The following is an 11,122-nucleotide window of genomic DNA, read 5'->3' as shown; positions in this document are numbered from 1 at the left end:
AGGTCATGCCCAGGCAGAAGCCGAAGGTGACCAGGTCATTGAAGCGGTCGAGCCACAGCCGGAACCTCGGGCCCACGGCGTCGTAGAGCACCTTGACCCGGATATGGCGGTTGGAGGCCAGCGCGGCGGGGCCGCCGAGACAGAAGCTGACCGCCACCAGCATGACCACGGTCTCGTGGACCCAGGAGGTGGGCGCGCCGAAGCCATAGCGCATGATCACCTCATAGACGCTGATGGCCATGGCGATGAACACCAGCCAGGCGGCGAACTGGGCCACCCGGACCACGCTACGATCGAACCGACTGCGCACCACATCGGGGGCACGCTCGGGCGTCCTGTCCGCCGACGGGTCGGGGTTCGGGCCGTGAGAAGGCTCGGGTGAAGGATCATGCGAAGGATCGGGCGGCCGCCCGGCGCCGTCATGTGGCGACCCGGCGGGGGTGTTGTGGGAGGAGGGAGGCGTCATGGTTGCTCCAGGCCGCTGGCGGCGTTGGTCAACAGGTTGAAGGTCACGACCACGGGTGCGGTCAGCAAGTCGTCACGGATCTGCCCCCCGGTGTCAGCAGGCTGGACCGGGGGGCAGGGCCCCTATCGGGGGCAGGACGGCTGGCGAGGCTTACAGTTGGCCGCGGGCGGTCAGGAAGCCGGTGGCGGCGTCGTAGACCTTCTGGGTCATCTCGTTCTTGCCGGCCCACTCCTGCCATTCCTGTTCAGCCGCCTGACGGAAGGCCTTGCGTTCTTCGTCGGGCAGGTCGAACGGATGAACCTCCGGGTCCTCCTGGAGACGGGCAAGCGCTTCGATATCCTGGGCCTTGAGTCGGGCGATCAGGTCGTAGGCCATGGCGTCGAAGGCGGTCTCGAGGGTGGTCTGAAGGTCTTCGGGCAGGCCGTCCCAGATATCCTTGTTCACCGATACTGCGATCATCGGCATGGAGTGGAAGCCCGGGTACAGCGGGTAGGGCGCAAAGGCGTGGAGGCCCTGGGCGTCGTTGTTCGACAGCACCGTGGAGTCGGCGGCGTCGATCACGCCCTTCTCAAGGCCGGTGTAGACCTCTGAGCCGGGCAGGTTGACCGGCGTGGCGCCGATGCGCTCGAAGATGTTGTAGACCATGCCCTGGGGCGCACGAATCTTGAGTCCCTCGAAGTCTTCCAGCGACTCGATGGCCACCGTGGACGGGATCGACTCCAGCGGGAAGGTCGCCGCCGCCACCAGATGGGCACCGTAGGGCTCGACCAGCTCGTTGTAGAGATCCTCGCCGCCGGCGTTGTTCATGAACTCGAGGAAGTCGTAGGGGTCGTTCCAGGCGCCCACCAGATTGCCGAGCATGCCGAAGGCCGGGTTCTGGCCGGAGAAGTAGCTGGGGTCGGTCATATGGCCCTGCAGGATGCCGGAACTCACCGCCTGCAGGGTTTCGGTGGGACCTACCACCGAGTTGATCGGCAACACCTCGATGGCGACACGGCCATCGGTCATGGTCTCGATGCGCTCGGCCCACTCCTGCTTGATCTTGAAGCTCGGCTCGCCGGCGGTCTCGGAGGCCTGGAAGGTCCACTCGTATTCAGCGGCCTGGGCACTGGCGGCAGCAGTGATGGCGATGGATGCCGCACCGATGGAGGCGGCAAGACGGGAAAGCCTGGGGATAGCTCGCATGGTCGATCTCCCTGATGAGAGCGTGATCGTTATTGGTGTGGCGGCAAGTCTTGACCGAGTTGCGAGTATGTTCAACATATACTTTCGTATGTGTGTACTTTGTGGCGCCCGCGACGTAGGCTTGCCCAGGACCCGACGAGCGGGTCGGTATTCGCCATGACGTCAAAGGCCAGCGATTGGCCCGAGACAGCAGGCAGACCGGTTGCCGCTCGCCCCGTGACAGAGTTGAAGGAGCCAGGCAATGGCCGATAGTGATCAGGATTCCCCAAGCGTGGGTGTCGAGGCAGCAAGCGACGAAGCGGCGACCGAAGTGCCCCAGAAGGCACGCTTTCGTAGCGCCGAGTGGTTCGGCAGTGCGGACAAGAACGGCTTCATGTACCGCAGCTGGATGAAGAATCAGGGGATTCCTGACCACGAATTCGATGGCCGCCCGATCATCGGTATCTGCAACACCTTCTCCGAGCTCACGCCGTGCAACGCCCACTTCCGCAAGCTGGCCGAGCACGTCAAGAAGGGCGTGCTGGAGGCGGGCGGCTACCCGGTGGAGTTCCCGGTGTTCTCCAACGGCGAATCCAATCTGCGTCCCACCGCCATGTTCACCCGCAACCTGGCGAGCATGGACGTGGAGGAGGCCATTCGCGGCAATCCGCTGGACGGCGTGGTGTTATTGACCGGCTGCGACAAGACCACTCCGGCGCTGTTGATGGGGGCGGCCAGCTGCGACATCCCGGCCATCGTGGTCACCGGCGGGCCGATGCTCAACGGCAAGCACAAGGGCCGGGATATCGGCTCCGGCACCGTGGTCTGGCAGCTGTCCGAGGAGGTCAAGGCAGGCAAGATCTCGATCCACGACTTCATGGCCGCAGAGGCCGGCATGTCACGCTCCGCCGGCACCTGCAACACCATGGGCACGGCCTCCACCATGGCCTGCATGGCGGAATCGCTGGGCGTGTCGCTGCCCCACAATGCGGCGATTCCTGCTGTGGACTCGCGCCGCTATGTGCTGGCGCACCTGTCGGGCAATCGCATCGTCGACATGGTCAAGGAGGACCTGCGGTTGTCTCGGGTGTTGACCCGGGAGGCCTTCGAGAACGCCATTCGCACCAACGCCGCCATCGGTGGCTCGACCAATGCGGTGATCCACCTCAAGGCGATCGCCGGACGCATGGGCGTCGAGCTCGAGCTCGATGACTGGAACCGGGTAGGGCGTGGCACCCCGACCATCGTCGACCTGCAGCCGTCGGGGCGCTTTCTGATGGAGGAGTTCTACTACGCCGGCGGGCTTCCGGCGGTGCTGCGGCGCCTCGGTGAGGCGGACCGCCTGCCCCACAAGGAGGCGTTGACGGTCAACGGCGAGACCCTGTGGGACAACGTCAAGGATGCGCCGCTCTACAACGATCAGGTGATTCGTGAGCTGGACAACCCGCTGGTGGACGACGGTGGCATGTGCGTGCTGCGCGGCAACCTGGCGCCCAAGGGAGCGGTGCTCAAGCCCTCGGCGGCGAGCCCCGAACTGATGCGTCACCGTGGTCGCGCGGTGGTGTTCGAGAACTTCGACGACTACAAGGCGCGGATCAATGACCCGGATCTGGAGGTCGACGCCGACAGCGTGCTGGTGATGAAGCACTGCGGTCCCAAGGGCTACCACGGCATGGCCGAGGTAGGCAACATGGGCCTGCCGGCGAAGCTCCTGGCCCAGGGCGTGACCGACATGGTGCGGATCTCGGACGCTCGCATGAGCGGTACCGCCTATGGCACCGTGGTCCTGCATGTGGCGCCGGAGGCGGCGGCCGGCGGCCCCCTGGCGGCGGTAGAGAACGGCGACTGGATCGAGCTGGATGCCTACGACGGGCGCCTGCATCTGGAAGTCGACGAGGCCGAGCTCGAGCGGCGCCTGTCCGCCAGCGATCCCACCGAGGCGTCGCGCCGTATCGCCTCCAGCGGCGGCTACCGTCAGCTCTACATCGAGCACGTGCTGCAGGCCGATGAAGGCTGCGACTTCGACTTTCTGGTGGGCTGTCGTGGCGCAGACGTTCCGCGACACTCCCACTGAGCGCCCCGACCTTCGCACCCAATGGCAGACCGTTGCCGCTCGCATGCCGGCGGCAACCGCAGGAGAACACCATGACCCAGCGCCCCCGCCTTACCCCCGACCAGCTGCGTTCCCGCTGGTGGTTCGACAACCCCGACCACCCGGGCACCACCGCCCTGTGCATCGAGCGCTACCTCAACTACGGGGTGACCCTCGATGAGCTGACCTCGGGCAAGCCGATCATCGGCATCGCCCAGTCCGGTTCCGACCTGACCCCCTGCAATCGTCACCACATCGAGCTGGTCAAGCGGGTCAAGGACGGTATTCGCGCCGCCGGCGGGGTGCCCTTCGAGTTTCCCCTGCATCCGATCCACGAGAACGTGCGCCGGCCCACCGCAGCACTGGACCGCAACCTGGCCTACCTGGGCCTGGTGGAAGTGCTGCACGGCTACCCGCTGGACGGCGTGGTGCTGACCACCGGCTGTGACAAGACCACCCCGGCCTGTTTGATGGCGGCGGCGACGGTCAACATTCCGGCCATCGTGCTGTCCGGCGGCCCCATGCTCAACGGCTGGCGGGGCAACGAGCGGGTCGGCTCCGGCACCATCATCTGGGAGCTGAGAAAGCGCCTGGCCGCCGGCGACATCGACTACGCCGAGTTTCTTGCCCGGGCCAGCGACTCGGCGCCTTCGGTGGGCCACTGCAACACCATGGGTACCGCCTCCACCATGAACTCCATGGCCGAGGCGCTGGGCATGAGCCTGCCGGGGTCGGCGATGATTCCCGGGCCCTACAAGGAACGCGCGATGGTCGCCTACGACACCGGCGAGCGCGCGGTCGAGATGGTATGGCAGGACCTGCGTCCGCTCGACATCTTGACGCGCGAGGCGTTCGAGAACGCGGTGGTGGTGTGTTCGGCGCTGGGTGGATCGTCCAATGCGCCGATCCACGTCAACGCCATCGCCCGCCATGCAGGCGTCGCGCTCGACAACGACGACTGGCAGCGACTGGGCCACCGGATTCCGTTGCTGGCCAACGTGATGCCGGCGGGTGCCTATCTGGGTGAGGAGTTCCATCGTGCCGGCGGGGTGCCGGCAGTCCAGCACGAGCTGCTCGAGCGCGGACTGCTGCACGGCGACGTCACCGGCGTCGACGGTCGTCGCCTGGCCGACAGCATCGCGGGCCGCGAGACCCTGGACGAGGAGGTCATCCGACGCTTCGACAATCCGCTGGTCGAACACGCCGGCTTCCTGAACCTCAAGGGCAACCTGTTCGACTCGGCGCTGATGAAGACCAGCGTGATCTCGCCGGACTTTCGTCGGCGTTTTCTCGAGAACCCGGACGACCCGGATGCCTTCGAGGGCCGGGTGGTGGTGTTCGACGGCTCCGAGGACTACCACGCTCGCATCGACGATCCCGAACTCGGTATCGATGCCAGCACCATCCTGATCATGCGTGGAGCGGGACCGGTGGGCCATCCTGGCGGCGCCGAGGTGGTCAACATGCAGCCGCCGGAGGCGCTGATTCGCCAGGGGATCGAGTCGCTGCCGTGTCTGGGCGACGGACGCCAGTCGGGAACCTCGGGATCGCCATCGATCCTCAACGCCTCGCCGGAAGCCGCCACCGGGGGCCCGCTGGCGCTGGTCCAGACCGGCGATCGACTACGCGTGGATCTGGGCCGCTGCGAGGTCCGCCTGCTGGTGGACGACGACGAAATCACCCAGCGTCGACAGCGTCTCGACGCCCAGGGCGGCTATCCCTATCCGGCCCACCAGACGCCGTGGCAGGAGATCCAGCGCACCCTGATCGAACCACTGGATCGCGGCATGACCCTGCTCGGCGCCGACGCCTACCGCGACGTGGCGCGCCAGAGTCCGCCCAGGGACAATCACTGAAAGGGTGATCCTCGTCCTTGTCTGGGCGCCCGCCAGGGCCTTCGCAGCAGCACACCAGGGCTGACCCGACCTTTTGCCCGGGGTAGCGAGGGTGGCGACAGGTCCCTGGCGTAGCTGGGGCAGGGTTGGTCACGCCCCTCGGCTCAATTATGCTGTGCTCCTTGATTACGTTGAGGTCTCCGCGGGGACCGCTCCAGGAGGCAGTAATGCGGCAGTTTCGACTGGGCGTGGCCGGCGCCGGCAAGATCGTCCGAGATCAGCATGTGGACGCCATCCGTGCCACCGAAGGACTTGAGCTGGTGGCGTCGGCGGACCCTCATTCGCGCCTGGATGGCGTGGCGTCCTACGCCAGTCTCGAGGAGATGCTCGACGCCGCGCCGGATATCGACGCCGTGGCGATCTGCACCCCTGCCCATCTGCGCCACAGGCTCGCCAGTCAGGCGCTGGCCCGTGGCAAGGCGGTGCTGTTGGAAAAGCCGCCGGGTGCCACCCTGGCCGAGGTGCAGGACCTCAAGGCACAGGCCGAAAAGGCGGGACTTACGCTGTTCGCCGCCTGGCACTCGCGCTTTGCCCCGGGCATCGCCGCGGCCGCTGACTGGCTCGCTGGACGCCGGGTCGAGGGCGTCGATATTCGCTGGCACGAGGACGTGCGGGTGTGGCATCCAGGCCAGGCCTGGCTGTGGGAAGCCGGCGGCATGGGGGTGTTCGATCCGGGCATCAACGCCCTGTCCATCGTTACCGCACTGCTGCCCGATCCGTTCTTCTTGAAGCGGGCCAATCTGGTGGTGCCCGCCAACGCCCAGACACCCATCGCGGCGACGCTTGAATGGCGTACCGCCGATGGCGTCCTGCTGAGCGGTGACTTCGACTTCCGTCACGAGGACCCGCCGTGCTGGGAGATGACCTTCGTCACCGATGGGGGAAGCTTGACCCTGGAGGCGGGGGGCGCCCGCCTGATCGGCGATGGCAAGACCCTGATCGATGAGCCGGAGCGTGAATACCAGGGGGTCTACGCGCACTTCTACAGCTTGCTCGAGGCTGGCCACAGCGATATGGACATCACGCCGTTGCAGCAGGTGGCCGACGCCCTGATGCTGGGGCATCGTCAGGCCACCGAGGCCTTCGTCGACGATGATGGCAGCGCGTGAACACGCCACTTCGCGTCGATCTCTCGATGACCCACGACGCCGTCGCTCGCTTGGTGTGAGGTGAACCCCCCAGAAGCAGCGGGTTATTCGTCAGTGGCGAATTCGTCGTGGCGAGCCAGCAGCTGGCACAGTACCTGGGCGGCAGCGCCGCGGGCGGCGGTCGCCAGGCTGTCGTCGAGGATGCGCACCGGGATCGGCGGCGCTTGTGGCAGCAGATGGTTCTGATGACGAGTGAAGAACGCAAGCGCCGGGTCCAGCAGCGGTGCGCCCAGCTTCACCAGCGAGCCACCGATGACGATGCGCTCGGGATTCAGGGTGAGGTGGAGATTGAGCAGCAGCAGGCCCAGGGCTTCCCCTGCCTGGTTGAGGGTCTCGGCCACCAGGTCGGGGTCGCGGTGATGCTCGACGCCTTCGCTCAAGGAGGCGCCGGCCTCGATACCCAGGGCATCACGCAGGGCCCAGCCACTGACCAGGGTCTCGGCGCAACCGTGGTTACCGCAGTGACACGGCTTGCCCCCCGGCGCCAGGAGTGTGTGGCCGATCTCGCCGGCCAGCCCATGCACGCCACGAATCACCCGGGGCGGCGTGCCTTGCACTACCAGCCCGCTGCCGATCCCGGTGGCCGCACTGACGTACAACAGTGACGACGGCGTCGCGGCATCCTGGCCGCTGGACGGGCTGCAATAGAGCTCGCCAAAGGCCGCCGCCTTGGCCTCGTTGTCCATGCACCAGAATCGTCTCGAATCATCGTCGAGTTCCGGCAGGCGCTGCCTGAGCATCTCGAGCAGCGGGACGTCTCGCCAGCCCAGGTTGGGCGCCAGGCTAAGCCGCGACTGCTCCGGCGACGTCGGCCCCGGCACCGCCAGTCCCACACCGAGCAGTGTCCTGTGTGAAAGCGCCGTCCGGATCAGCTCGCGCACCATGGGCACGATCTGATCCAGGGTATCGTCTGGCCGGGTCGGCACCACGGCCTGGTGTCGCTGGGCCAGGATCTGGCCATGAAAGTTGATGGCCAGCACGTGCAGCCCATGGACCCCGATCTCGATGCCCAGGATGGCATGGCTGTCGGGATTGAGGGACAGCGCCCGTCCGGGGCGGCCGCTACCCCCACGCAGCAGATCGCCTTCGACCAGCCAGCCCTGGTCCAGCAGCGTCTGCACGGCGGCGCCGACGGTTACCTTGGTCAGGGCGGTGCGCTGGGCAAGCTCGGCACGGGTCAGCCCGGGCTGGCGGCGCAGCCACTCCAGCAGAGAGGCGCGGTTGCGTGACTTGAGCGCACCGAGGTCGCCGGCGGTGGAAGAGGCGGTCATGAACGAAAGTCTCCGACCCTGTCAGGGATGGGGAAGGTCGCGTCGAGTGTATCAAGGCGGGCGACGGGCCGCAGCGCCGGACTTTAGGGCTTGTCTGAAAAGTGCCTGCGCTCGGTAATACGGCGTTAAAAATCGGATCAAAATGCTCATTTACACCCCGTAAACTGCGCTTTCTCACCGATTTTTGCCTTGTCTAACCTTCGCTCGTCGACTTTTCGGACAGCGCCTAGCGCCGTACAGTATCGCCCGACTGCATCGCCCGGCTACATCGGCCGAACAAGGATCCTGAGTGAATCCGTGCGACGCCTGTGCCGCTTTTCAGAAGAGCACTGGATTTCAGAAGAGCACCGGGCGCCATCAAGCACCTTTCCGCTGGGAGGCTTCTGTTCGACATAAGTGCAATGGCACATGGCGTCCGACTCGACAAGACTGTGCACTTAGTTAGGACTAATTACTAACGAGATATTAGTAAAGAGAAGTAACAAACATCTCTCGTCGAACGACCGGATCTCGCCAGACGAAAGGCTTCGCCAATCGAAAGACTTCGCCGATCGAAAGGCGAAAGAGGTGACGCGCGCCGCCTCCAACAGGCCAAGCCGATACGTCGATGAGTGCAGGCGCTTCCAGGCAAGCCCTGGATGGCTTAGGTACAACCCCTACAACAGCAACGGGAGTCACGCTGACATGACGAAGGAATCTCGAGCGCCGGTGGCGCTTTATCCAGGCCTTGCGGGCAGGCGGGTGGTCATCACCGGTGGCGGCTCGGGAATCGGAGAGGGGCTGGTGGAAGCCTTTGTCGAGCAGGGCGCCGAAGTGCACTTTCTCGACCTCGCCGAGGCGCCATCCCAGGCGCTGGTAGCGCGTCTGACCGAGCAGGGTGCCGGCCGCGATCGGCTGCAATTCCATCACTGTGACCTGACCGATCTGGCGCGTCTCGACGAGGTGCTGAGCGCGATCGGTGATGTCGATGTGCTGGTCAACAACGCGGCCAACGACGATCGCCATCGTCTGGCGGACATCACCCCGGCCTATTTCGACGAACGCATCGCCGTGAATCTCCGCCACCTGGTGTTCGCCACCCAGGCGGTGGCGCCGGGCATGGCCAGGCGTGGCGGCGGTGCGGTGATCAACCTCGGCTCGATCAGCTGGCACCTGGGCCAGGCAGGCCTGGCGCTCTACGAGACGGCCAAGGCCGGTATCGAGGGGCTGACCCGGGCGCTGGCCCAGGAACTGGGTGAACAGGGCATCCGGGTCAACTGCGTGATCCCCGGCAACGTCAAGACGCCGCGCCAGTCCCGCTGGTACAGCGCCGAACAGGAGGCCCAGATCGTCGCCGAGCAGAAGCTCAAGGTGCGCCTCGAGCCTCATCACGTCGCGGCGATGGTGGTATTTCTCGCCTCCGACGCGGCCAGCGGCTGTACCGCGCACAACCACTGGGTGGACGCCGGCTGGCTGTGACCCAGCCTTTCTTCCATCGCGATATCACAACAACAAGGAGTTCAGCATGCCTATCGTATCCTCAGCGGCGGACGCCGCCTCGCTCAAGCGACAACGCTATGTGTTCGCCATCTGCTGTATCGCCGCCATCGGCGGTTTTCTGTTCGGCTTCGACAGCGGCGTGATCAACGGCACCGTCGATGGTCTGCAAACGGCCTTCGACTCCGACAGCGTCGGCACCGGCTTCAACGTGGCCTCGATGCTGCTGGGTTGCGCCATCGGTGCCTTCTTCGCCGGCCGCCTGGCCGATCGCTACGGCCGGCGTGCGCTGCTGATCGTGTCGGCGGTGTTCTTTCTGGTCAGCGCCTGGGGCTCCGGGGTGGCGACCGGCTCGCTGGAGTTCGTGATCTACCGGGTGCTCGGCGGCATGGCGGTGGGCGCTGCCAGCGTGATGACGCCAGCCTACATCAGCGAGGTGGCGCCTGCCGAACGGCGCGGACGGCTGGCCACGATCCAGCAGGTGGCGATCATCTCGGGGCTGTTTATCGCCTTCGTCAGCAACTATGTGCTGGCCAAGATCGCCGGTGCCTCCACCGCCAGTCTGTGGTTCGGCTTCGACGCCTGGCGCTGGATGTTCTGGATCGAGATGCTGCCGGCGGCGATCTTTCTGCTGGCACTGCTGGGTATCCCGGAGAGCCCGCGTTTTCTGATCAGCCGCGGACGCGACGACAAGGCGACACGGGTGCTGGTCACCCTGCTCGGCGAGCAGGCGGGGCAGGCCAAGGTCGCCGAGATCAAGGCGTCGCTGAACGCCGACCATGTGCCGAGCCTCAGGGACCTGATCAACGCCACCAGTGGCAAGGTGCACGGCATCGTCTGGGTCGGTATCGGGCTGGCGGTGTTCCAGCAGCTGGTCGGGATCAACGTGGTGTTCTACTACGGCGCGGTGCTGTGGCAGGCGGTGGGCTTCTCCGAGGGTGATGCCCTGCTTATCAACGTGATCAGCGGTGCGGTGTCTATCGGCGCCTGTCTGATCGCCATCGCGCTGATCGATCGGATCGGTCGCAAGCCGCTCTTGTGGGCAGGTTCAGTGGGTATGGCGCTGACCCTGTGCCTGTTGGCCTACGCCTTCTCCACCGCCAGCATGGTCGACGGAAAGCTGGCCTTGGCCGGTGACATGGGGGTGCTGGCGCTGCTGGCGGCCAACGCCTATGTGCTGTTCTTCAATGTGTCCTGGGGGCCGGTGATGTGGGTGATGCTCGGTGAGATGTTCCCCAACCAGGTGCGCGGTTCGGGACTGGCGGTCTCGGGGCTGTTCCAGTGGCTGGCCAACTTCGCTATCACCATGACCTTCCCGATCATGCTGGCGGGAATCGGCCTTGCCGGGGCCTACGGTGTCTACGCCTTCTTCGCGGCCTGCTCGGTGGTGTTCGTGATGAAGTGGGTCAAGGAGACCCGTGGACGGGAGCTTGAGCAGATGGCCTATGAATAAGGTCCGCGTGCTGGCGCCAGCAGAAGGGCGCTAGATACCATCTCCCCTAACCGGCCACAAACATCCCATCAGGCGGTTTGTGGCCGATATTCGGTTTGTGTCTTGAGGACACCATAGGCGATGTGGATCAGCTTCCGCATCGCCGCACCCAGGGCCG

Annotated in this window: 8 protein-coding genes; 5 read left to right on the top strand and 3 right to left on the bottom strand. The window is 65.6% G+C overall.

Translation table 11 applies throughout. The annotated features are described in order from the left end of the window. Together C9F12_RS22045 and C9F12_RS22040 are read right to left on the bottom strand one after the other, a co-directional pair. Positions 1–466 (bottom strand): TRAP transporter small permease subunit (locus C9F12_RS22045; RefSeq protein WP_162816553.1); only part of this gene is annotated, 466 nt, incomplete at its 3' end. A 150-nt stretch (positions 467–616) separates the two neighbouring features. Continuing rightward, the gene (locus C9F12_RS22040; protein ID WP_045994710.1) at positions 617–1,651 is read right to left on the bottom strand and encodes a TRAP transporter substrate-binding protein; all 1,035 of its coding nucleotides are present in this window, start codon (positions 1,649–1,651) and stop codon (positions 617–619) included. A gap of 241 nt (positions 1,652–1,892) precedes the next feature. On the opposite strand from C9F12_RS22040, the gene C9F12_RS22035 reads away from it, so the two are divergent. The 3 genes from C9F12_RS22035 (at position 1,893) to C9F12_RS22025 (ending at position 6,726) form a co-directional block, all read left to right on the top strand. Further along, positions 1,893–3,704, top strand: coding sequence for an IlvD/Edd family dehydratase (locus C9F12_RS22035; RefSeq protein ID WP_240184334.1), 1,812 nt, complete (start codon positions 1,893–1,895; stop codon positions 3,702–3,704). 71 nt (positions 3,705–3,775) lie between these two features. After that, positions 3,776–5,578, top strand: coding sequence for an IlvD/Edd family dehydratase (locus C9F12_RS22030; RefSeq protein ID WP_108450225.1), 1,803 nt, complete (start codon positions 3,776–3,778; stop codon positions 5,576–5,578). Between the two features lie 206 nt (positions 5,579–5,784). Continuing rightward, complete coding sequence (locus C9F12_RS22025; RefSeq protein WP_108450224.1) at positions 5,785–6,726, top strand: Gfo/Idh/MocA family oxidoreductase; 942 nt, start codon at positions 5,785–5,787, stop codon at positions 6,724–6,726. A gap of 83 nt (positions 6,727–6,809) precedes the next feature. On the opposite strand, the gene C9F12_RS22020 is transcribed toward C9F12_RS22025, so the two are convergent. After that, a complete protein-coding gene (locus C9F12_RS22020; RefSeq protein ID WP_108450223.1) occupies positions 6,810–8,036 on the bottom strand; it encodes an ROK family transcriptional regulator in 1,227 nt (408 codons plus the stop codon). 684 nt (positions 8,037–8,720) lie between these two features. Here C9F12_RS22020 and C9F12_RS22015 point away from each other — a divergent pair. Beyond that, on the top strand, positions 8,721–9,494 hold the full coding sequence (locus C9F12_RS22015; RefSeq protein ID WP_108450222.1) for an SDR family oxidoreductase: 774 nt from the start codon (positions 8,721–8,723) through the stop codon (positions 9,492–9,494). Between the two features lie 46 nt (positions 9,495–9,540). Further along, positions 9,541–10,965 carry a sugar porter family MFS transporter gene (locus C9F12_RS22010; RefSeq protein ID WP_108133332.1) on the top strand — a complete coding sequence of 475 codons (1,425 nt, stop codon included), beginning with the start codon at positions 9,541–9,543 and terminating at the stop codon, positions 10,963–10,965. Positions 10,966–11,122 lie beyond the last annotated feature (157 nt).

The organism is Halomonas sp. BN3-1, assembly GCF_003056325.1.
Lineage (GTDB): Bacteria > Pseudomonadota > Gammaproteobacteria > Pseudomonadales > Halomonadaceae > Halomonas > Halomonas litopenaei.
The sequence above is the reverse complement of the archived record's forward strand: the minus strand, read 5'-3'. Positions and strand labels throughout refer to the sequence as shown.